The organism is Methylobacterium sp. WL19 (assembly GCF_008040005.1).
Lineage (GTDB): Bacteria > Pseudomonadota > Alphaproteobacteria > Rhizobiales > Beijerinckiaceae > Methylobacterium > Methylobacterium bullatum.
The window spans coordinates 1-21,207 of record NZ_VRVC01000026.1; the positions used below are offsets into that span (position 1 = coordinate 1).

Consider the following 21,207-nt stretch of genomic DNA (forward strand, 5'->3'; position numbering starts at 1 on the left):
TTCGGAGAGGGGCCGGACGAGGTGCAGGCTCCGAGCCCCGCGGCGAGGCCGATGGCCAGCATCAGGCTGGCCGGTTGCGGCGGCACGATGTTCCTGGTCACGGCGGCTCTCCTTCACGCTCCGGCGCGATGGCCGGCACGGCATGGACGCCGCGCCGGGTTCTTGCCTTCACGTGAGGGGCGGGTCAATCACCGCAGCCGGGGCTCCGGCGACGATCCCGGACCCCGTGTCGGACCGTCACGTCAGCCCGTCACGCGAGCGCGTCATTTGGCCTTCTCGGCGATGGCCGCGAGGCCGGACTCGTAGATCCCCGTGATGGCATCGGTCGCCACCGTGTCCGGGACACCCTTGGCCTTGAAGGTCCCCGTCCACGTCACCGTCGATCCTGAGCCTTTCGGGCTCACCGCGAGGGTGGAGGAATAGTCGGAGACCGGCAGCGGGCTCTCGACGATGGCGTAGGTGTAGCTCATCGCCTTGTCGTCGCGCGCCGTCTGCGATTCGACGATGGCGCCGCCGCCCTTGAGGCTGAGTTTGCGCAGCATCGTGCCGCCCTTGGTGGAGGGCTCGCATTTGGCGATGGCCGGGTGCCAATTGCCGATGCCGCAGAAATCGCCGATCGTCGCCCAGACCTTGGCCGGGGGAGCCGCGATATCGATGGTCTTGGTGAGGTCGATGGCAAAGCCGGGGGCGGTGCCGGCAACCAGAACGAGGCCGGGCAGCACGATTCGACGCAGGAAAGTGCGCGACATGGACGGGTGTTTCCTTCCGATATTGTTATGTCGGCGCGGTACGAGGCGCACGCCGTGCCGTTGAACGGACGAACGTCAAGCTAGTCGCGAACCGGCACGCGACAATGGCCGGATCCCTGCCCACGAAGATGTGATGGACGGCGGCGCGTGCAGAGCGATCCTTGTCAACGGGGGCGTCGAGGGGTACGAAGCCGCTCGGTCGCATCGTTCGCGCGCCCGCTACGCCATTCGGGAGAGACGAGCCTTGGCCAGCGCCGGCTCCACGCAGGGAACCGCAGACACCGCCTTCGCGGCGGTGCGTGGTCATGCGCGTCCCCGAGCGCTCCTCGTCGGCCTTCTCCTCCTTATCCGCCCCTGAGGGCCGTCCGGGCGCGTGCGCCTGGGCTCTCAGGGGATCGTTTCGCGACCGGGGCCCTCGAGGGCTTCGTCGAGCCGATCGATGGATCAAGGCGCCGCGTCCCTCAGCGACCGCGCCTCCGACAGGACGACACGCCATGACCGACATCACCGCCCAGCCCAACGCCTCCCCGAAGGACCGGGTCCTCATCTTCGACACGACCCTGCGCGACGGCGAGCAATGCCCGGGCGCCACCATGACCCTCGACGAGAAGCTGGCGGTGGCCGAACTCCTCGACACGATGGGCGTCGACATCATCGAGGCGGGCTTCCCCATCGCCTCGATCGGTGATTTCGAGGCCGTCTCCGAGATCGCCCGCCGCTCGAAGCGCGCGACCATCGCCGGCCTCGCCCGCGCCATCCCCGCCGACATCGCGCGGGCCGGCGAAGCCGTCCGCCTCGCCCGGCGGGGGCGCATCCACACCTTCGTCTCGACCTCGCCGATCCACCTCGCCCACCAGATGCGCAAGTCCCAGGACGAGGTGGTCGAGATCATCCTCAAGACCGTGGCCCAGGCCCGCGACCTCGTGGAGGACGTGGAATGGTCGGCCATGGACGCGACGCGCACGCCGATCGACTATCTGTGCCGCTGCGTCGAGGCCGCGATCCGGGCCGGTGCGACGACGATCAACCTGCCCGACACGGTGGGCTACGCCACGCCCGACGAATACCGCAGCATGTTCCGCCAGGTGCGCGAACGGGTGCCGAATGCCGACAAGGCGATCTTCTCGGTGCATTGCCACGACGATCTCGGTCTGGCCATCGCCAACTCCCTGGCCGGCGTGGAAGGCGGCGCCCGGCAGGTGGAGTGCACGGTGAACGGCATCGGCGAGCGGGCCGGCAACGCGGCCCTGGAGGAGATCGTCATGGCGATCCGCACCCGCGGCGACGTGATGCCCTACGAGACCGGCATCGAGACCACGATGCTCACCCGCGCCTCGAAGCTCGTCTCGCATGCGACGAACTTCCCCGTGCAGTACAACAAGGCCATCGTCGGCCGGAACGCTTTCGCGCATGAAAGCGGCATCCACCAGGACGGCATGCTCAAGCATACCGAGACCTACGAGATCATGACGCCCGCCTCCGTCGGGGTCGCCAAGACTTCCCTGGTGATGGGCAAGCATTCGGGCCGCGCGGCCTTCCGCTCGAAGTTGGAGGAACTCGGCCTGCACCTCGCCGACAATCAGTTGCAGGACGTGTTCGAGCGGTTCAAGGCGCTCGCCGACCGCAAGAAGCACGTCTACGACGAGGATATCGAGGCCCTGGTCGACCAGGGCCTCGCCACGGCGCATGACCGCATCCGCCTCGTCTCGCTCTCGGTCATCGCCGGCACGCGCGGGCCGCAGCGCGCCACGATGAAGCTCGCCATCGACGACCGCATCGTCACCGAGGAGGCCGACGGCAACGGCCCCGTGGACGCCGTGTTCAATGCGATCCAGGCCCTGGTCCCGCACGAGGCGCAGCTCGAACTCTACAAGGTCGACGCTGTGACGCAGGGCACCGACGCCCAGGCCGAGGTCTCCGTCCGATTGAAGGCCGGCGACCGCAGCGTGACGGCGCGGGGCGCCGATCCCGACACGCTGGTGGCCTCGGCCCGCGCGTATCTCTCCGCCCTGAACAAGCTCTCGGCCACGGCCGTGCGCCTCCACGCCCAGCACGCCGCATCGGTTTAGCCGGAAAAATGACGTCCCGGGGGTGGACACCCCCCGGGGCCTTTGCTATCAGCCCCCTCGTCGCAGCGGGTTTGGTGGCTGCCGCGACTGCCGCAAGGCAATGGGTGCATAGCTCAGTTGGTAGAGCAGCTGACTCTTAATCAGCGGGTCCAAGGTTCGAACCCTTGTGCACCCACCAAACATATCAATGACTTAGCTTCTGGTTGTTGGCTTCCTAAAAATCCCTAGCAACCACATAGCTACCAGTTCGTTGTAGCAGTCTTCCCATTCCAAGCTGGTGTTGAGCGAACGGAAACGCGTGAGCGCGGTGGGTTCGTACCACTCTACAATTTTTCGAGTGGGGTCGATCCAAGCTGAGTCGGCTGAGTTTGAATGGCAGGCCGCTGCCTGAAGCATGCAGCGCCGTCGAATTCGCATGGCTACCTTCTTTACCTCAGACACCCATTTCGGGGATGCTCACATCCTGCGTCAGCGCGGAGTGGCATTCGGATCACTCAATGATCACGACGGGGCTCTGATCGAGGGTTGGAACGACGTTGTCGGCGCGGACGACGACGTCTGGCATCTCGGCGATTTCGCTGCCGGAGCGAGCCGGGCGCGCTGCGCGGAGATCTTCGAGGGCCTAAGAGGCCGAAAGCGGCTGATCCGCGGCAATCACGACACCAATCGGGTTCTTGAATTGCCGTGGGTGAAACCGCCGCAGGAAACTGCGCGGATCACTGTCAGCGATGCCGATGGCACGGAATGGCGGTTGTTTCTCGCACATTACGCGCATCGCGCTTGGCCCGGCCTGTGGCGCGGGACGCGGCACCTGTATGGCCACACACATGGTTCACTGCCCGACACCCGCTTCTCATGCGATGTCGGCGTCGATGCATGGGGCTACCGACCGGTTGGCATCGCAGCCCTCATCGCGCGTCAGGATCGTGCCGTAATGCTACCCGAAGAGCTGGCGCGCGATGCCTTGGAATGAGTTGGACTATAGCGGCTGTGTGCATCGCGCATTCCGTTGACCCGTGAGGAACAGGAAAGCACGCTGATGGCAGGAACCGACGATTATCTCCGAACGCTCTTCGGTCAGGCTGCCGTAGAGGAAGCATTCCTTGACAGCCTCCGCCAAGCTAAGGACGTCCAGCCATCCGGTGCGGCTATCGCGCCTGCGCCACTTGCCGTGCTTTCTTTGATGATCACGAACCAGCAACGGGCGGAGCTGCGCGAGCTTGGCTTCTCAGATGAATCCATTCGGATGATGACGCCCGCTGAGGCGCATGACCATCTTGGGCTGACAAAGCCGAGCCTCTGAGCGAGGGATCGATGGCCGAACCATGGCGCGCCTGCCTATCAGGACTCCAGCCCTCGGCTGAGGCGAGTTCATAGGAAATCCAACCTCGGTGGGCTTATTGGAGCGGGCGCAACCGTGCCCTTCTGCCGTGCTAAGCTGCATCCACCACTTGTTGTATGATGGTGTTAGCCAGAACTTGGATTGGGCGCCTTAACCCTGATCAGGCGACGACCCCGTCGATATCTTCAAAGGGATCCGCTCCGGCATCTAGCTTCAGCCCCTTAACTCGGCTGGAAAACACTGCACGGAACCGCTCCATTTTTTCCAGCATCCAAGCATGCTGCCCTTCACGGGATGTTTCGTCGGATGGGTCGGTGGCTGACCTAAACAGTGCGATGCGACACGCTTTCTTTCCGGGAAGCTCCTGCCAACTCAGCTCTTCACCGAACTCTAATTCTGCCGCATCTTTCTGATCCAGAAGAGCCTTAAAGGCTCGCTTGCTAGGATCATTAGCGATGTAAAGCTCAACTCCAATGCGCTGTTTGTCTGTGCTGATTGTCGAACTGATCACAAAGCCGCTGCGTCCAATTGGAAACTCAAACCAGTGGTCCTTGTTCGCGCGCTTTATCCGGAACCCTGTGTTGCGTGCTTTCAGGAACTCGCCAAACGACGCCCAGTATGCGAGCCGGACATGATGTCGCTCAGCGAGAGCTACCTCTCCAACATTCCGAGTTGCAACACGCGCCTGCCGTGTCCAGTCGTTTGGGCTGGCGATCACATTGAACCGTGGGGCAGGAGGCGAATCCCCGATACGCCAGAGTTCGAGTTCAACAGCAAAGAACGAAAAATCTTCGTCGGTGTGTTCATTTAGCCAATCGATAGCCGCCCGGTGGTCAGGCTGAAACGTTTCCGCAATCCAAACTATAGTCTTAGCAGACTCAATACCCGCAAGATAAGTTAGAATCTGACCTAAGTGGCGGTGATCAGTACGACCGAACTGATTTTCAATCAGAACCCTGTGGTCCGCCTCATCCTGTACACGAGCCAAAACATCGGCTCTGAATGGGCCGACCCAGTGCTCGACCGCCTCAACTTCCATTTCTAGGCCGAGTGTAACGCCGAGTTGCACCATGTTCGGCGACTGCGCCAGCCACGGAGTGAAGTTGCGATCCTCGGTCGGCCAAGCTTGAGTGATCGCGACTTTTTCGAAGATACCTAAAGGAATTATAGAACTCACTTGTGCTCTCCGAGTCGTGCAGAGAGCACGCTGTTGCGGAATGACTATTTGGTAGTGAGCCACTCACGCAATTTCGTCCAGCGCCGCTTCTGCTGTCCGCCTCGCACAGCCATGCCGATGGCCTTGCGCTGGCCGATCAGCACCACAAGTTGCTTGCCCCGTGTGACCCCCGTGTAGAGCAGGTTCCGGGCCAGCATGTTGAAGTGCTGCGTCACAATGGGGATCACCACCGCCGGGTACTCCGAGCCCTGGCTCTTGTGGATCGTGGTGGCGAACGCAGGCACGAGCGTATCGAGTTCGCCAAACGGATAGACGACCTGGCGGCCGTCGAACGTCACGAGGACGGCACCCTCTTCCTCGTCAATGCCGGTGATCATGCCGAGGTCGCCGTTGAAGACCTCGCGGTCGTAGTCGTTCTGCGTCTCCATCACTCGGTCACCCGGCGCGAAGCGCCAGCCGAAGCGCTCCACCTGCACAGGCGGCTTGGGGTTCAGCACGCGCTGAAGCTCGTGGTTGAGGTTGCGGCTGCCGAGCGAGCCACGCATCATCGGCGTCAGCACCTGCACATCGCGAACCGGGTCTAAGCCGAACGTGCGTGGGATACGCTTGGTGACCACCTCGATCAGCTTGGCGACGCCGACTTCCGGGTCCTCAATCTCGATCAGGTAGAAGTCGGACTTCTCACCTGCGCGGGGCCACTCGGGCATCTGCCCTTGGTTGATTCGGTGAGCGTTGACGATAATCCGGCTTTCAGCCGCTTGCCGGAACACCTCAGTCAGTCGGGCAACCGGCAGCCGCTCAGATGCGATCACGTCGGCCAGGACCTGCCCCGGTCCAACTGAGGGTAGTTGGTCTACGTCGCCGACGAGAAGCAGCCCTGCGCGCTCTGGCACGGCCTTGAGCAACGCGTTCATCAAGGGCACGTCGATCATCGAGCACTCGTCGAGCACGAGGAGGTCGCAATCGAGGGGGTTCTCCTCGTTGCGCGAGAAGCCACCGTGCTTCGGATCGATCTCCAGCAAGCGATGGATGGTCTTCGCTTCCAGACCCGTCTGCTCGTGCATGCGCTTGGCAGCACGGCCGGTGGGAGCCGCCAGCAACACGCGCACGCCCTTGGCCGTCAGGATGCGCAGGAGCGAGTCGAGTGTGCTGGTCTTGCCGACCCCAGGACCGCCGGTGATCACCGTGAGCTTCGAGCCGAGCATCAGCCGGATGGCTTCAACCTGCGAGGGCGAGAGGGTCTTGCCGGTCTTCTCCTCCACCCAGGGCCGTGCTTTGTCGATGTCGATCTCCGGCCAGGGCGGCGACCCAGAGGCCCGGTCGATCAGGCGCTCGGCGATGATCCGCTCGGAGGAGTGCAGCCCCTTGAGAAAGATGCAGGTCTCGCCATCCACTGTGTCGGCGACCACGTCCTCACCGCGTAGCTCCAGGGTGATGGCGATGTGGACGAGATCAGCCTCGACCTCCAGCAGCTTCTGCGCGAGCACGGCAAGGCGCTCGGTGGGCAAGCCGCAATGCCCTTCATCCATGGCAGTCTGGAGCGCGAACGACACACCTGCCCGCAGGCGCTGCGGCGCTTCCTTCTCAAGCCCGAGCTTCATCGCGATGGCATCGGCTGTCCGGAACCCGATGCCGCGAATATCGCGTGCGAGCCTGTACGGGTCTTCCGTCATGACCTTGATGGACTCTTGGCCATAGGTCTTGAAGATGCGCACCGCCCTGGCGGTGCCGACGCCGTGCGCGTGCAGGAAGATCATGATCTCCCTCACAGCCTTCTGCCCGGCCCAGCCCTTCACGATGCGCTCGGCACGCTTCGTCCCGATGCCTGCGACCTCCTTCAGGCGCTCAGGATTGGCTTCAATGACCTCGAAGGTGTTCTCGCCAAACAGCGCAACGATGCGCTTGGCCATGGCAGGACCGATGCCCCGCATGTACCCTGAGGCGAGGTACTTCTCTATGCCTTCGACACCGGTCGGCGGCGTGGCCTTCAGGGTGTCGGCCTTGAACTGAAGTCCATGCTGCCGGTCTGAAAACCAGATGCCGGTAGCCGTGATCCACTCGCCTGCGCCGATGGCCGGAGCATGCCCAATCACCGGCACGAGGTCACGTTTGCCTCCCGCTTGCACCTTGAGGACGCAGAAGCCCGTCTCGGCATTGTGGAAGGTGACACGCTCGACCGTCCCGGCGAGTGTCTCCACGGGCGTGCCACGCTCAAATCTGGCTGGGCTCGCCCTCTGGTTCATCTCGCCAATCACTACCTCAGAGCTTTCACTACTCACCGTACGTGGACTGCGATGATCCGCCAAACGGGCAAACGTTCATTGGCCTAACACCAGAGTTTGGGCAGTGGTGACCGGCGCTGAATCGCGGAATGCCGCCTCGGCAATGATGCAAATCTACTGTTCTGCCGCTGCCAGCCGCTCGACCTCACGCACATAGCCGTCGGCATCGAACTTCTTCAGCGTCGCCGCGCCGAGCGAGCGCACATTGCCGTAAACCGGACGCGGACCCCATGGCCGGTCGTGTAGTCCAACCCCATCCAGTAGAGAACGTAAGACGCCTTCTCCTGGGTCGGGGCGTCGTTCAAGGGCTTGATGCGTGTCGGCTGGATCATCGCCGTATGGTGCGTGAGAAATCATCGCGGCGAACTACGGCCAAGCGTCACAACCCCGACATCGATTGCTGAGCGCACTGGCGGAGCATCGAGGTTCAATGCTGAACCGACGCGGGGCCACCGGCAGTGAACACGACGGTCCGGGAGAGCTCAGCGATCCCGCCCCAGCAACCAGGACGACAGTGGGTCTAGCACGTAGGCAGATAGCCGACCCGCCCAAACTCTTGCCCTTGAGGTGAAAGCATCACGGTCCTCGCGCAGGCTGTCCTCGCGCGCCAACTGCACGATCATGACAGCCGAGACATAGGCATCCTCGTTGGGCTTGCACGCAGCGAGCGCGGCACGTTGCGCCGCCACGTTATCTAGCCCCAGGGGCTGACCCGCGAAGGACCGCCGTACGCAGCGATGCCATTCCTTCTCAAGCCGCACCAAGTCAAAGGCCTCCACCCCCTGCGCCTCGGCTTTTACAGCCGCCTGCGAAAAGCAAGCGAGAGCGAGGCAGAAGCTGAGCACGATGCGCATTCGCCTCGTATCCCGCGAACCGCCAAGCTTGGCAAGAACAAACGGGCAACACTGGGCTCCTTTCGAGCGGTGGTCGTTCTCGCTCATGACGGGGATCGGCCTACAGTGTCGCTGCAAGTGACCCAAAGGCCGTTCATCCCAAGGCACTCGACGACGTTGTTGAGCCGTAAGTGCTCAAGCACGTTGGAAAGGAACTTCGAGGCTTGTGCCCGCCTCCCGCCCCCAGCCACATGGACGACCATGCCGGATACCCTGATCGCCTGGACGCAAGATGAGATCGCCAACGTTCCGCTCCAGCGGTTTATCGGCCGCATGGGTGAAGTCGAAGTGGGTACGGTCGAATACGACGGTGCGCATAAGCTCTGGACATGGTGGAGCCCCTTCTCTGAGGAAGCATGGGGGCATGCCCAGGAAGAAAGCGGAGCCAAGCAGGGATTCGAAGTATGGCTGCGGCAGTGGCTGGAAAACTTCAGACCGTTTTTCGAGGAGCGCTGAAGCTCCTCTACTGCTTTGTGTCTCCCGCAGGTTTCTTTGCGACCCTCTGAGGCGCGACTTGCCGCACGATGAGTTCGACACGGGTCTTCATGCGATCTGGAGGCCATCATGAACCACGACCGAGGCTGATTCCCCTGGGGATGAACCTTGATCGGGGCTGGTTGAGCCGATGTCGCGTTGCGTAGGTTTCTCCCCTGAGTCGTTGTGGCTTAATGCTCCGCAATGGCATCCTCCGGGACCGAGACACAGTGACGGTTACGCAACCCCTCGACAGCATTGCTTCTGTGCTGGAGAGCACAGGCGAATACCGCGTGCTTAGGAGGGTTGGACCGTTCGCCGATTGCACCGATCAGCCGACCGAGCCGACGTTCATTGGCCTGATCCTCGATACCGAAACGACCGGGGTCGATTACACGCACGACGAAGTGATCGAGCTTGGCATGATCAAGTTCGAGTACGGCGCGAGCGGCCGCATCTACCGGGTGCTTCAGGTCTTCAACCAACTTCAAGAGCCGCAGAAGCCGATCCCGCCAGAGATCACTCGACTGACCGGCATCACGGACGCTGACGTGGCCGGTCAACGGATCAATGACGCGGCGGTACAAGCGATGGCTGGCGATGCCGTCGTGGTGATCGCCCATAACGCAAGCTTCGACCGCCAGTTTTGTGAGAGCCGCTGGCCGATCTTCGTTGAGAAGAACTGGGCTTGCTCTTGCCATCAGTTGCCATCCTGAGGATCGACGACCTCGACGCCGATGGGTTCGAAGGCGGCCTCGCGACCGATGCGAAGCGGTCCGAAGGGATCATCCTCGCCAAGCGCGGGGGCGAACCGCGTCGCCGCTTCACCATCGCGCACGAACTCGGCCACTTCCTGATGGCGCACCACGTCCCGGATCAGCCCGGCAGGTTCCTATGCAAGAGTTCCGACCTACTGCGCGTGCAAGCGAAGGAGGGCGACCAGCGGCAGCGCAGGGAGGTCGAGGCCAACCGCTTCGCCGCTCTCGTGCTGATGCCCCCGCACCTGCTGCGAGGGGCCATGGCAGCCTTTCGCGAGCCCGATCTGCATCACGTTCTCACGCTCGCACGCGACTTCGCGGTCGGTAGGGAGACGGCGGCTCGGGCCTACGTGCAGTACCACCCCGAGCGGATCGCCATCGTCGTGGCGGGCAACGGTCGGGTGCAGCGGTGCTACCGCAGCCTCTCCTTTCCTGCCATCGTCTGCGCGGGTGGCAGCCCGGTCCCGCTGCATTCGCTCTATCACAGCAGTTCGCATCGGCCGAACATCGCGAGCGACATCGCCGTGTGTAGTGCCGACCTTTGGATCGATGTGAAGCGCGACCTCCGCGCGCCGGCCCTCTACGAGCAGGTGTACCTCCAGCAGAACGGCTTCGCGATGATTATGCTGTGTCTGAAACCCGTCCCGGAAGAGAGCGCGGAGGAGCGCAGGCTTGAGGAGGGCTGGCGTCACCGCTTTCACTCGGGGCGACGGTAGGCCAGAATCATCCAGGGTCTGCATGCTGAGCGTCGCCACAATCCCGGCCCCTCCCATGTGGTCGTGATCGTAAGGACAACCGTATCGAGTCGAATGGCCAAGGATTACCAGTGGCGCGGGCGGGTGATTGCTCGAACGAACTCCTCGCAACCCGGCACACATCATCCCGGGACCATACAAATAAAGCGGTCCGATCAGTGACCGGGTAAATCGAGCCATGAAACCGGAGAGAACGGCTCTTGTTAGCCTTTGACCGCAATGGTGCGCGACAAACTCCTCAACGGCGAAGGCTCTTTCTTTCTCAAGAAAGTCGGCGTCGGGTTAAGGAACAGAGGTAATGGATCACAACAGCAGCGGTTCGCATCCCTTGTTTGGGCACCAATCGCCTGCACCGAAGTTGGTCATTTGGTGACGGAACCAAGTGGCTCCGTGTCTTCTGCTCACCCCGCCATCGTCAAGCGGTCTACGCTGCCCTCTGTTTAAACCTGGGCCACCGAATGGGAGGTAGGCGCCATTGTCATTGATCTAAAGAGGAATCCCATTTACCAACGCAGTAGCCGCGCGTGAAAATAATGCTGCCGGGAGGTCGAGTTCCGTCAATGCCTGGAAAGCCCACGTTCGCAGATTTTGGCCCTTGGGCTCAGAAAAACATTGGCTTTGATCCAACGGCGAAATCGCTGAGCTCATGGATTAGTACAAATACTAGAACTTTTCTTGCCTCTATTGAGGATCATATTTTTTATTCAAGACTACAAAGTTTAGTTGAGGCGCATAAGGCCAACGCTACACATCAACAAATAAATATAGTCACCATAAAGCCGGAGCTAAATGTCAAAAGCGTAGACTCTATTATATCAAAACTTTATAGAATTAACGTAGTGGAGAACGGCAATTTTCCTAATCCGAAAGGGGAGAGGTGGGTTGGCGCCAATGATATTTTCAAAGAACTAAAAGATATCATAAGGACAACAATTGTATGCAGGCACATTGACGAGCCAGCAAAAATCACAGCTTTGATAGAAAGTATATGTAAAGAGCTCGAGCTCCCGTGTCACGTCAATGCTCAGGCGAAAGAGCATGGGTACTATGCGTATCATGTTTATGTTGTTTTTAATTTTGAATTCACCAATATGGCGTGGGAGTCATTCCGGGAAAATGTTTACTTTGAAATTCAAATTACAACAGAAATGCAGTATATGCTGTACGCACTGACGCACGTTTTTTACGAAGCAGAGCGGGAAAAGTTAGATTTAATTCAAGATACTTGGAAGTGGGATTATAAATCGGCTAAATTTTCAGCTTCCTATCTTAGTCATTCTCTTCACTTATTAGAAGGTCTGTTGCTGAGGTTGTACGAGGATGTTGCCACTAATGCTAATCAGCCGGCAGTGCTTGGTACAGAAGATCATGCGCTCTCAAAAAGCATAGATAATGAGGCGACTGATAATAACGCTATGCCTGAGCCCCTCGGAGAGCAGTAAATGACTTCCCCATCAAGTTCACCGGCGCCTACGCCAGCAGTTGAGCATCTTCCGACAGTGTTTCGACGTATCCGCACTGGTGAATATAGAGTTCCTCCTTTCCAGAGAGAATTCATATGGGATGAAAGGCAAGTCCTCGAATTGCTTGAGAGCGTTTACTTGGGGTTTCCTATTGGTAGTACTTTGCTGTGGAAAGTCGAAAATAAAGTTTTTAAGACAGTCAAAGAAATGTCAGCGGGATTTCCGCTCGTCTCTGAGGCTTATCCTACCAGCTTTGTATTAGACGGAGTCCAAAGGCTAAGTTCCTTGAATGGTGTTTTTAATCGGGACGAAGTTGCCGATGATAAAAGATTCGACGTCTTCTTTGATTTAGATGAAGAGATATTTGTTCACGCTAGAGACTTGAACGACAAGATGGTGGCGATTCCTTTAAGCACAGTTTTCCGCCCAAGGTTGTTTTTGGATCAACAGCGGCGGCTTGCAAGTTTAGATAAGGGGGATCTTTACTTAGAACGGGCTGTAAATATTCTTACCGTTTTTCAAGAGTATCTTCTCCCGGTAGTCACTATTTACAATCGTAACCCAAACGACGTTGTTAGCATTTTTCAACGCATTAATTCCACTGGCGTCCGCTTGGGCGTAGTGGATTTTATGCGAGCTTTAACATGGTCTGATGATTTCGATTTGTCAGCAGCACTATTAGATCTGCAGGATCACTTTGGGCATCGGGGTTTTCGGTTTGATGACGAACTGCTCCTGAAATCGCTAGGAATGGTTATGGGACTTCGTCCCCTACCCGACGTTTTGCTCGAGCTCCGGGGGAGATCCGCAGACGATCTCCAGCAAGGGGTGCAGCTACTGCAAAGTAGGCTAGACGACGCAGTTGAGTTTGTTTCGACATACATTGGAATCGCAAATAGTGATGCTTTGCCGTATGAGGCTCAATGGTTGCTGCTGTTAAGGCTAATTTGTAGCAATGTAAAACTTGAGCAGGTCAAGATACCGCTCCTAAGTTGGATTCGAACCTCAAGCCTAACAGAGTCTTTGCAGGGCCGTCCTGATCATGCCCTAGTCAGAATGATCGACGAAATCGACGGTGCAGTCTCTAAAACCGGAACCATTAAGCCTGTTCCAGTCCATATTGCCGCAGAAGACATACTATTTAAAAGATTCCTTAAGGGAAAGGCTATGTCGGTTGCATTTCTATCTCACCTATCAGATAGGGGATTGTTCAATCATGAACCTATGCTTGATGTCCCTTATGACAGATTTCTGCCATTATTCGATAGGGCCGAATTATCATCAATGCTAGATAGAGAGATAAACTCAGCGAGAACTATTGGGAACGTAGTATATCTAGCTGATATAAAGCCGAAAAAAGACGGAACGCTTTTTGAATTGATACAAGAATCCTTTGTCCGAGGGGACGCTGAAATTATTGAAATGCTTGATAAGCAATACATCGACAAAGAGTTTATAAAATTCGTGAATGCCGGGTTGCCTGAACTTGCATTAAGGGAGCGGGCGCAAAAAATGCTTGATGGCGCAATGCAAATATAGCGACGTGAGGTCTGGTTTCCCTGACAATGTCGCCTTAAGCCTGTTTCTAACATCAAGGTATACCCTGAAGTGACGTAACATGACCAACTTCGGCCGTCGTAACATCTGGGTTGACACCGACTATTTGTGACAAGGTAGCCTCGGGCCTAAAGCTTGAGGTTACACATCATGGCCCGCATCGGTTACGCCCGCGTCAGCACCCTTGACCAGGACCTCGACGGGCAGGTCGCCCGGCTGAAGGCCGAAGGCTGCGGGGTTATTAGGTCGGAAAAGGTCTCTGGCGGTAGCCGCGACGGCCGAGCCGAGTTGGCGACTGTGCTGGAATTCCTGCGGCCGGGCGATGAACTGATGGTTACGCGGCTTGATCGCCTCGGTCGCGATACCCGAGACGTCCTGAACCTCATTCACGAGGCCGAGCAGCGCGGTGCGCATGTCACTGTGCTCGACCCGCATGTCTCGACCCGAGGGGAAATGGGCCACGTTGTTTTGACGGTGCTCGGTATGGTCGCGCAAATGGAACGACGTTTTATCAAGGAGCGCCAGCGCGAGGGCATTGAGCGGGCGAAGGGTAGCGGCGTGTATGCCGGCGGCAAGCGCCGCCTCGACCACGACCGGATTATGTCGTTGTCGAAGGCTGGCAATGGGGCCGCGGCGATTGCTGCGGCCTTGGGCTGCTCCCGCATGCAGGTGTACCGCGTAATCCGCGAGGGATGACGTCAGGCCGGCTGTATCGGGCCATCGCTATGTCCCTCATGGTTGGACTTTTGCCGATCTGTTTCCGGGGCGCAATGCATGAATGCGGACGATATCGCCGTACCCGCTCACGACCTGTCTCGGACCCTCGGAAGGTCTGCTAAGAGGTAGGTTGGCGGAGGATGGCCCCACGTGTGGGCTGGGTAGAAATGAGACGGTCCGCTTTCACACTCATGTGAGGGCAGAAGCGGACGTCCAAGTAGCGCTCGTGCCTTAACGCGCCTGCCCGAAGCGACGATGCGTGGTTAGGCGGCGCGGACAGTGTGGAGGAAGCGACCGACCTCGGCGGAGAGTTGCTCAGACTGGCGCGACAGCTCCGATGCGGCCGACAGCACTTGGCTGGCCGCTGCTCCCGTCTCTTCCGACGCCCGCGCCACCCCAGACATGTTGCTAGTTACCTCGGTCGTTCCAGTGGATGCCTGGGCGACGTTGCGCACGATTTCCTGGGTTGCGGCACCCTGCTGCTCGACAGCGGCGGCAATCGAGGTGGCGACCCCGTTGATCTCGCGAATTCGCGCCGTCATCGATCCGATGGCGGACACCGCCTGCCCGGTGACGCCCTGGATCTGGCCGATCTGCGTACCGATCTCCTCGGTGGCCCGTGCCGTCTGCGAGGCCAGTTCCTTCACTTCGGTGGCGACCACCGCGAAGCCGCGCCCGGCTTCGCCCGCACGGGCTGCCTCGATGGTGGCGTTGAGGGCCAGGAGGTTGGTCTGGCTCGCGATGTTCGAGATCAGCCCGACCATGTCGCCGATCCGGGCCGAGGCCTGGCTGAGGGCCTGGACCAATTGCAAGGTCTGATCCGCCTCACCGACGGCCGTTTGGGCGAGGTCGGACGAGCCCGAGACCTGCCGCCCGATCTCCTGAACGGATGATCCGAGCTCCTCGGCAGCAGCAGCGACCGTGCTCACGTTCGTGGACGCCTCTTCCGCCGCTGCGGCGACCGTGATCGACTGCGCTGCAGTTTCAGCAGCATTCGAACTCATTTGTTGGGCGGTCACCTGCAGCTCGGTCGCTGAAGAAGAGACCATCCCGACGATCCCGCCGACTGCCGCTTCGAACCCGTCGGCCAGTTCGATCATGGTCCGTTTGCGCTCTTGAGCGGCCGCTGCTTCAGCGACACGCTTGATCTCTGCCTGTTCCGCCGCCTTGGCCGAGACCATGGCCTTGATACCTTCGACCGCCTTGCCGACGGCCCCGATCTCGTCCCCGCGTCGCGCTTCCGCGATGGATGTGTCGATCTCGCCTTGCGCCATCCGCTCAAGCACCGCCACCAGGCGACGGATCGGTAGAACGATCAAGCTAAAGACGAGGCCTGTGAGGAAAACGGCAATGATGACACTGGCGATGCTTCCGATGATATTGGTCAGGTAAGCCGTTGAGAAAGAGGTTTTCTGTTCGATCCCTCGCACATGGAGCAAATCGTGCTCAACCTTTGCCATTTCGCCAACGACAGCCCGAATAGCATCCATCGATGCCTTGCCGGCACCACTTCCCTCAAGCGCCCGCGCCTGTTCTAATTTGCTCGACTCAACTAGGCCGATTTCTTTGCTCGCAATGTCAGTTGACCATGATGTGGCAACACGTTGAAGTGCCGTAAGGCGATCTTGCTGGGCTAAGTTGTCAGCAGTCAGATTTTTGACTTGATTGAACTTTTCCTGGAATTCAATCTGACCTGACTTGTAGGGTGCGAGAAAGTGAGAGTCTCCTGAGACGAGATATCCACGCACGCCGGTCTCTTGATTGACCATGGCCATGTTGATGCCATCAAGGGCCTGTAAAACTTTGTATGTGTGCTCAGTCTGGCCGATGCTCGCTTCAATTGAGGACAAGCGCGTGTAGCCAAGCAAGCTGACGCCTATAGTCACGGCAGACAAGGAAACGAAAGCAACCGCAAGCTTGGTAGTTATTTTAATATCTGAAAGAGCACGCATCTCGGGAGCCTCAAACAGATCCACAAGGGCGCGATCTGGTGGGCCGTTCATAAATCTTATAGGTTAATCTCAAGTTTCGCTCAGAGAGCACTGTAGAAATCGGAGGGGTTTTCACAAACTTTTGAGCACACGAGCCCCATGGCCGCTGCTGTAAACCTAGCAATGGCCTGTGACTTATCGTTGTATTTCAACCCTGCCTCGCTTCAAAGTTCGGCAGCTGGCAGCCAGATCTGAGCACTGGGTAACGATGAGCAGGCATATGAAGCGACAACTCAGAACCGCCAGCATCTACATCCAAATAAGCCGAACCTGGCGGTTGGTATCCGATCACGCATTTTACGAATGGCCACAGTCGGAACGTCCGCTTTAGGGCGAAGCGTCAGGGGCCGCTCACCACCCTCAGCGGAATTAGCCCGAACTGGAGGGATCATGACCGATCACGCCGCCCTAGCAGAGTGGGCCGCCGCCTGTGCTAAGCGGGTACAGCCCATCTTCGAACTCGAAGGTACTAACGACGCCCGACCTCGTGCGGCCATCGCGGCGCTCCACTCGTGGCTCGGGGGTGAACTATCTATGCCGGAGGTCAGAAAATTTGCTTTCGCCGCGCACGCAGCCGCGCGGGATGTGTCCGGACCGGCTGCCACCGCTGCGGCACGTGCCGCAGGGCATGCTGCGGCAGTTGCCCATGTTCCAACCCATGCGCGGCACGCAGCAGCCTACGCATTGAAGGCGGTCGCACTATCGGCCGGGGATATCAAAGCCGAAGCGGCTTGGCAGAGAGATCGTTTGGCGGAGCACCTTCAGCTTGAGCACTGTCCAGGCAAGGGCAACGAATGATCGTTATCCACCCATTACAGTCGCGGGTCCTCGTCAACCAAGCTGCTGGAAAGTAAACCTTCCGAGGATTTGAAAAGGGTGGTTTGTTGTCCATCTGCTTCCGGGCGAGAGTTAGCAGAAGCAGACAAGGTCGTCATGCCCTGGTATTGCAGTCGCAGCAGGAAAATAGAGGGACAATCTCGTCGATGATCTTAGGTGGATGCCTTTGCGGTGCTTGTCGCTACAGCACCGACGCCGAACCGCTTAATGTGCGCGTCTGCCATTGCCACCGTTGCCAAAAGGCGACGGGCACCTCCTTCCTCGCGCGTGTCTTGGTGCCGCTGGCCGGGTTGTCCTTCAATGGGCCGACAGGGTGGGTAAGCAGCGATAGCGGTCTACGACGAGGCTTCTGTACCCGATGCGGAACAACGTTGTTCTCAGAACGCCAAAGCGCTGGCGCGATAGGTCTTTCAATGGGCAGCCTTGATCGACCGGAAGCGTTCGAGCCGACCGAGCATATCTGGACCTCCAGCAAACAGCCTTGGCTGGTCATTAACGACGGAAGACCTCAATACCTCGAAGGATCACCGGTTTGAACGGCCAACGAATGGGCGCTTATGGGAAGTGCCGATGTCGGTCCACGCGGCCAACATGGGTCTGAGGAGGAGCGTCCGCTGCAGGGCGAAGGGGCAGGGTCCGCTCCCCACCCCGAGCCGAAGTTGCCGAACGGCCAACGAATGGCCGCTTATGGGAGGCGGTCATGGCAATCTGGGCGGCTGGGTTGGGTCGAGACCCGTCCGTCTGCCCAACGGAAGGGTTGGGTGGGGAACGGGCCCTAACTCTTCGCCCTGAAGCGGACGTTCCGCACCCGACCCTTCTCAGACGTTCTGTACGGGCGCTAAGCATCTGGCTTCATCCGCCTGTCCCTATCCGGGCCGGGTTGGATCGGCTGAGTTGTCCGTCTGCTAACCAGCCAGCCGGCATCCTCCCATCGAGCCAAGTTGCGTATCGGCTCGCTGTGAGATGGACGACCCACCCCGCCGGCCCCGTGAGCAGATCGGGGCGGCGGGGCTGTGCCCGCCTCCCCTATCGGCGCTGGTTGGGCTCAGGACGGCCTAGGCGCCTTCCATGCATGCCTATCAAGCTGCGGCAGTCTTCCGAGGCCGACCCGCTCGCTTGGGTTTCTCAGGGGTCGGGACGGCCTCTTCCACTGCTGCCTTCGCTGGGACAGCATTTGCCTCCGGAGCCGTCATCTGGCGTATCTGTCCAAGGCCCAGGGATCGGGCAAGCGCCGAGCGCTGCGCTGAGTAGCTGGGTGCGGTCATCGGGTAGTCAGCGGGCAGACCGTACTTCGCGCGGTAGGTCTCCGGGCTCAGACCACGAAGCGTCAGATGCCGCTTCAAGGTCTTATAGGACTTGCCGTCTTCGAAGCTGATCAGCGCGTCCGGTGTGATGGACTTCCTAATCTGAGCCGGCGTCAGCTTCTCGATCTTGCCCGGCGCCGATGCGCTCTCTCCTCCGGCTGTGAGGCCACTAATCGCGGCATGCACGTTGCTCAGCAAGTCGGCCAATGCAGTGACCGGGACAGAGTTATTGGAGACGTAGGCGGCGACGATGTCGGCCGCGAGTTCGATGTAGTTTGCCTTAAAATCTTGGGTGCTGTCAGTCATAGCGTTTTCTCTGAGGACCATGGACGCCTCATAGAGTAAGATTGGTACGAAACACAACATTTCCAACGAACAGAACCCACGTAGCTTGTTGGATAGCAGCGCCCTGAAGCGATCCACTCCGGTCAGAGCTGCCGAAATCGGTAAGGCATGACGCCTCAGCAAGGCCGGCATCATCACGACCAACTTCGCGCCCATTGCCGAACCTCGGAAGGTCCGCTCCCAGGCTGTTAAGCCAGACGCCGACGTCCGGGGTGGGTGGAAAGCGGTCGTCAGTCACTCGCGAGATAGGCCGACGCTTCTAGGTCAAAACCGAAGCGACCAATCGCTGCCACCACGTCGTTCGGCACGAGCAACGAAGCAGTCACGCGATCCTCCTGGACGAAGAAGGCAACGTCTAGGGACGGCCGCCCAACCTCTCCGCGCTCGACGTGCCCCAGCAATGCTGGACCGACCCGTTCAATGAGAGCGAGCACGTCTGACCATGCGCAGTCTTCGGACGTGCCGATCTGAGCGTAGTTGAAGCCGCTCACCTTGGATGCCTCGAACCGATCAAGGGGGCCTACTATCGCCTCCATCGACGTTCGGGAGATAGTGACGGCTGGAACGCGCACCACGGCATTGACGGGAGGTTTCGACTGCTCGGCCATGCGAGCAGTTTCAGGCGAAGTGCCTACGTCCGCAATGGGTCGATAGGAGCCATCCGCCCTACATCTTTCGAAGGATCGAGGCTTTGAGCATCCGGTGTTCGATCTCGTCGATGTGGCCGGCTGTGCGGAGATCGGCGAGGCGTTCGAGTTCCCGCCCTGCATCGGCCGGCGAAAGAGTGGATCGCGTGAGGCCGCCCCCTTCGAGGTAGGGGGCCGCCACGATGGCGACCCGCCGGGTGTCGTTGACCAACAGGTTCAGCCCCGACTCACCGCCCTGCGAGGCGCCGGGTGTGTCTGGCCGATGCACCGCGTGAAGCGCCCAGACCAGCGCAACGACCCAACCCACGAGCGTCCCACCAAACAACCCGTTGACCGCCAGGTTGACCCAGCGGTTGGGGTGGCGCCGATGGAAAGCGATGATGGACGGAAGGCCATAGATCGCGACGCAAACGGTGACGACGACGAGGATCGAGGCCGTGTCGTCGTTCACGCGCCGCGGGCCTGTGACAGGGCTTGCGCCTTCATCACCTCGAACTCGGCCTCCGACAGGTTGCCGCCCGCACGAAGCTTTGCCAACCGCTCGATCTCGGCGATTACATCACGCTGCGGCAGCGCGACGGGGGGCGCTGTCACAGGGCCTGAGGCGGCAGCGGCAAGTGAAGCAGGCACGACACCGGCCACCGGGGGCGGCCCGAACCGGTTCGTCCCCGGCGTCCCGGCAAAACAGGCAAAGACCAGTGCCACGGGACTAAGCAACAACCACCAGCCCGAATGGTCGGTGTCGTGCATGCGGCGAACGCCAGCGGCGATCTGCGGTATCAAGTGGCCAAGGTGTACCAAGCCGATGAACAGGCCGCCATCCTTGTTGCCTGTGCCCAACGCAGCGTCAACGACGAGGGCGATCATGGCGATTCCGATGTACACAAGGATAAAACGCCAATAATCGCCCCGGGAGGTTCTTCCCCTAAACTTGGCATAGTTGCGCATTGCGCGGAGATATGAATCAAGCATAAATTGACCTTCAACAGGGGCAAGCTGGGTGGCGCGAGTCAAAAGTCGCGCTTTGGAACGGCTGCGGCTGGCGACAGCATTCGGAAGTGATCGCGCAGGGCTGTGAAAAATCCGTCGCAGTAATTTTTCCCGTATTGATTGAACTCCCGACCCTCTACCGCTGCAACACCGAATGCACGGTGATATGCAACAACGCGTTCCATTTCGTTGACGGGGGTTGGGTACTCATAGGCATTTGCAGCCGCCCAAACTTGATCCTTATTGATGCTTGGATCCTGTTTGACAATTTCGCCTTCAATTATTTTGATGGCTTTCTTTGCAAAATCAAATTCGTTATCTTGAACGTAACGGATGGCATAGCCTTGCCGGCTCGCATAGCACTTGCTTACGCCAATATAATTTCCATACGCGATGAGCAGCATGCCTTTTGGTTTACCCTCCTCCTCTTCCTGCTCATTGCGCACTGAAATCGTCCTTTCGAGCTTGTCGAGGGCGGCCTCCACTCTTGGGAGGCATCTCTTCAATTCGCTACGCTCCATCTGACTTAGATCGTTTCCTAAACCGACAATTTGCTTGCTGTATCCGCCCCATGTCTTGATCTCATTGGAGAGCGCATTCTTGACGTTCTGAAAAACCTCAGTTGCCTTTTGAGGCTGCCCCTCGAGTAGCCCATTCTCTAATCGCTCTGTTACTCGATTTACAGCACTGCCTATCGTCGGTTCAGCCAGCCAACTGTTGCAATCGGAAAGTACATAATTTCCTTTGTTTGCTTGAGCTAATGCGTTCGTAGACATCGTGGCTGTTAGAAATATTACGCTGGCAGCAGCTATCGTTTGATGCATGGCGAACCTCTTCGGCGATGGCGGTTGTGATAT

General features: G+C 59.2%; 21 protein-coding genes and 1 tRNA gene. 12 read left to right on the forward strand and 10 right to left on the reverse strand.

What is annotated here, in order from left to right:
- Positions 1-263: 263 nt before the first annotated feature.
- The gene (locus FV220_RS07445; RefSeq protein ID WP_147830453.1) at positions 264-749 is read right to left on the reverse strand and encodes an SRPBCC family protein; all 486 of its coding nucleotides are present in this window, start codon (positions 747-749) and stop codon (positions 264-266) included.
- Positions 750-1,243: 494 nt separating this feature from the next.
- On the opposite strand from FV220_RS07445, the gene FV220_RS07450 reads away from it, so the two are divergent.
- The 4 genes from FV220_RS07450 to FV220_RS07465 all read left to right on the forward strand — a co-directional run bounded on the left by FV220_RS07450 (position 1,244) and on the right by FV220_RS07465 (position 4,121).
- Positions 1,244-2,818: a 2-isopropylmalate synthase gene (locus FV220_RS07450; RefSeq protein WP_056143471.1), complete on the forward strand. Its 1,575-nt coding sequence runs from the start codon at positions 1,244-1,246 to the stop codon at positions 2,816-2,818.
- 102 nt (positions 2,819-2,920) lie between these two features.
- Positions 2,921-2,996 (forward strand) — tRNA-Lys (locus FV220_RS07455).
- 237 nt (positions 2,997-3,233) lie between these two features.
- Positions 3,234-3,791, forward strand: coding sequence for a metallophosphoesterase (locus tag FV220_RS07460; protein WP_147830454.1), 558 nt, complete (start codon positions 3,234-3,236; stop codon positions 3,789-3,791).
- 66 nt (positions 3,792-3,857) lie between these two features.
- Complete coding sequence (locus tag FV220_RS07465) at positions 3,858-4,121, forward strand: hypothetical protein (protein WP_147830456.1); 264 nt, start codon at positions 3,858-3,860, stop codon at positions 4,119-4,121.
- 199 nt (positions 4,122-4,320) lie between these two features.
- Here FV220_RS07465 and FV220_RS07470 read toward each other — a convergent pair whose 3' ends face one another.
- The 3 genes from FV220_RS07470 to FV220_RS07485 form a co-directional block, all read right to left on the reverse strand.
- Positions 4,321-5,337 carry a DUF4268 domain-containing protein gene (locus tag FV220_RS07470; RefSeq protein ID WP_147830458.1) on the reverse strand — a complete coding sequence of 339 codons (1,017 nt, stop codon included), beginning with the start codon at positions 5,335-5,337 and terminating at the stop codon, positions 4,321-4,323.
- Positions 5,338-5,381: 44 nt separating this feature from the next.
- Positions 5,382-7,580: an ATP-dependent RecD-like DNA helicase gene (locus FV220_RS07475; protein ID WP_147830460.1), complete on the reverse strand. Its 2,199-nt coding sequence runs from the start codon at positions 7,578-7,580 to the stop codon at positions 5,382-5,384.
- 521 nt (positions 7,581-8,101) lie between these two features.
- Positions 8,102-8,560, reverse strand: a complete 459-nt coding sequence (locus FV220_RS07485) for a hypothetical protein (RefSeq protein WP_147830464.1) — start codon at positions 8,558-8,560, stop codon at positions 8,102-8,104.
- A 153-nt stretch (positions 8,561-8,713) separates the two neighbouring features.
- Here FV220_RS07485 and FV220_RS07490 point away from each other — a divergent pair, with 153 nt between their 5' ends.
- The 6 genes from FV220_RS07490 to FV220_RS07515 all read left to right on the forward strand — a co-directional run bounded on the left by FV220_RS07490 (position 8,714) and on the right by FV220_RS07515 (position 14,215).
- Positions 8,714-8,968 (forward strand): hypothetical protein, encoded by a 255-nt coding sequence (locus FV220_RS07490; RefSeq protein ID WP_147830466.1) that lies wholly within the window; start codon positions 8,714-8,716, stop codon positions 8,966-8,968.
- Positions 8,969-9,216: 248 nt separating this feature from the next.
- On the forward strand, positions 9,217-9,702 hold the full coding sequence (locus FV220_RS07495) for an exonuclease domain-containing protein (protein ID WP_246689403.1): 486 nt from the start codon (positions 9,217-9,219) through the stop codon (positions 9,700-9,702).
- Positions 9,681-10,460 (forward strand): ImmA/IrrE family metallo-endopeptidase, encoded by a 780-nt coding sequence (locus FV220_RS07500; protein WP_246689404.1) that lies wholly within the window; start codon positions 9,681-9,683, stop codon positions 10,458-10,460. Before FV220_RS07495 ends, FV220_RS07500 begins: the two co-directional genes overlap by 22 nt.
- A gap of 599 nt (positions 10,461-11,059) precedes the next feature.
- Positions 11,060-11,941: a hypothetical protein gene (locus tag FV220_RS07505; protein ID WP_187273353.1), complete on the forward strand. Its 882-nt coding sequence runs from the start codon at positions 11,060-11,062 to the stop codon at positions 11,939-11,941.
- A complete protein-coding gene (locus FV220_RS07510; protein ID WP_147830473.1) occupies positions 11,942-13,501 on the forward strand; it encodes a DUF262 domain-containing protein in 1,560 nt (519 codons plus the stop codon).
- 168 nt (positions 13,502-13,669) lie between these two features.
- Positions 13,670-14,215 (forward strand): recombinase family protein, encoded by a 546-nt coding sequence (locus tag FV220_RS07515; RefSeq protein WP_147830475.1) that lies wholly within the window; start codon positions 13,670-13,672, stop codon positions 14,213-14,215.
- 284 nt (positions 14,216-14,499) lie between these two features.
- On the opposite strand, the gene FV220_RS07520 is transcribed toward FV220_RS07515, so the two are convergent.
- Positions 14,500-16,188: a CHASE3 domain-containing protein gene (locus FV220_RS07520; RefSeq protein ID WP_147830517.1), complete on the reverse strand. Its 1,689-nt coding sequence runs from the start codon at positions 16,186-16,188 to the stop codon at positions 14,500-14,502.
- Positions 16,189-16,617: 429 nt separating this feature from the next.
- On the opposite strand from FV220_RS07520, the gene FV220_RS07525 reads away from it, so the two are divergent.
- Both FV220_RS07525 and FV220_RS07530 read left to right on the forward strand, forming a co-directional pair.
- Positions 16,618-17,025 (forward strand): putative immunity protein, encoded by a 408-nt coding sequence (locus FV220_RS07525; protein ID WP_147830477.1) that lies wholly within the window; start codon positions 16,618-16,620, stop codon positions 17,023-17,025.
- Positions 17,026-17,210: 185 nt separating this feature from the next.
- Positions 17,211-17,600, forward strand: a complete 390-nt coding sequence (locus FV220_RS07530) for a GFA family protein (RefSeq protein WP_147830479.1) — start codon at positions 17,211-17,213, stop codon at positions 17,598-17,600.
- A gap of 543 nt (positions 17,601-18,143) precedes the next feature.
- Here the strand turns inward: FV220_RS07530 and FV220_RS07535 are convergent.
- From FV220_RS07535 to FV220_RS07555, 5 genes are all read right to left on the reverse strand, one after another.
- Positions 18,144-18,674: a MucR family transcriptional regulator gene (locus tag FV220_RS07535; RefSeq protein WP_147830481.1), complete on the reverse strand. Its 531-nt coding sequence runs from the start codon at positions 18,672-18,674 to the stop codon at positions 18,144-18,146.
- A 269-nt stretch (positions 18,675-18,943) separates the two neighbouring features.
- Entirely contained in the window at positions 18,944-19,321 is a 378-nt protein-coding gene (locus FV220_RS07540) for a hypothetical protein (RefSeq protein WP_147830483.1), read from the reverse strand.
- 58 nt (positions 19,322-19,379) lie between these two features.
- The gene (locus tag FV220_RS07545; RefSeq protein WP_210245937.1) at positions 19,380-19,811 is read right to left on the reverse strand and encodes a superinfection immunity protein; all 432 of its coding nucleotides are present in this window, start codon (positions 19,809-19,811) and stop codon (positions 19,380-19,382) included.
- On the reverse strand, positions 19,808-20,332 hold the full coding sequence (locus FV220_RS07550) for a DUF805 domain-containing protein (RefSeq protein ID WP_147830521.1): 525 nt from the start codon (positions 20,330-20,332) through the stop codon (positions 19,808-19,810). The genes FV220_RS07545 and FV220_RS07550 overlap by 4 nt, the downstream gene beginning before the upstream one ends.
- A gap of 38 nt (positions 20,333-20,370) precedes the next feature.
- Positions 20,371-21,174, reverse strand: a complete 804-nt coding sequence (locus FV220_RS07555; protein ID WP_147830485.1) for a hypothetical protein — start codon at positions 21,172-21,174, stop codon at positions 20,371-20,373.
- Positions 21,175-21,207 lie beyond the last annotated feature (33 nt).

Excerpts from the sequence above, each read along its gene's own strand:
- FV220_RS07445 (WP_147830453.1), bottom strand. The coding sequence starts at position 749 with ATGTCGCGCACTTTCCTGCGTCGAATCGTGCTGCCCGGCCTCGTTCTG.
- FV220_RS07450 (WP_056143471.1), top strand. The coding sequence starts at position 1,244 with ATGACCGACATCACCGCCCAGCCCAACGCCTCCCCGAAGGACCGGGTC.
- FV220_RS07460 (WP_147830454.1), top strand. The coding sequence starts at position 3,234 with ATGGCTACCTTCTTTACCTCAGACACCCATTTCGGGGATGCTCACATC.
- FV220_RS07465 (WP_147830456.1), top strand. The coding sequence starts at position 3,858 with ATGGCAGGAACCGACGATTATCTCCGAACGCTCTTCGGTCAGGCTGCC.
- FV220_RS07475 (WP_147830460.1), bottom strand. The coding sequence starts at position 7,580 with ATGAACCAGAGGGCGAGCCCAGCCAGATTTGAGCGTGGCACGCCCGTG.
- FV220_RS07485 (WP_147830464.1), bottom strand. The coding sequence starts at position 8,560 with ATGAGCGAGAACGACCACCGCTCGAAAGGAGCCCAGTGTTGCCCGTTT.
- FV220_RS07490 (WP_147830466.1), top strand. The coding sequence starts at position 8,714 with ATGCCGGATACCCTGATCGCCTGGACGCAAGATGAGATCGCCAACGTT.
- FV220_RS07505 (WP_187273353.1), top strand. The coding sequence starts at position 11,060 with ATGCCTGGAAAGCCCACGTTCGCAGATTTTGGCCCTTGGGCTCAGAAA.
- FV220_RS07510 (WP_147830473.1), top strand. The coding sequence starts at position 11,942 with ATGACTTCCCCATCAAGTTCACCGGCGCCTACGCCAGCAGTTGAGCAT.
- FV220_RS07515 (WP_147830475.1), top strand. The coding sequence starts at position 13,670 with ATGGCCCGCATCGGTTACGCCCGCGTCAGCACCCTTGACCAGGACCTC.
- FV220_RS07520 (WP_147830517.1), bottom strand. The coding sequence starts at position 16,188 with ATGCGTGCTCTTTCAGATATTAAAATAACTACCAAGCTTGCGGTTGCT.
- FV220_RS07525 (WP_147830477.1), top strand. The coding sequence starts at position 16,618 with ATGACCGATCACGCCGCCCTAGCAGAGTGGGCCGCCGCCTGTGCTAAG.
- FV220_RS07530 (WP_147830479.1), top strand. The coding sequence starts at position 17,211 with ATGATCTTAGGTGGATGCCTTTGCGGTGCTTGTCGCTACAGCACCGAC.
- FV220_RS07535 (WP_147830481.1), bottom strand. The coding sequence starts at position 18,674 with ATGACTGACAGCACCCAAGATTTTAAGGCAAACTACATCGAACTCGCG.
- FV220_RS07540 (WP_147830483.1), bottom strand. The coding sequence starts at position 19,321 with ATGGCCGAGCAGTCGAAACCTCCCGTCAATGCCGTGGTGCGCGTTCCA.
- FV220_RS07550 (WP_147830521.1), bottom strand. The coding sequence starts at position 20,332 with ATGCTTGATTCATATCTCCGCGCAATGCGCAACTATGCCAAGTTTAGG.
- FV220_RS07555 (WP_147830485.1), bottom strand. The coding sequence starts at position 21,174 with ATGCATCAAACGATAGCTGCTGCCAGCGTAATATTTCTAACAGCCACG.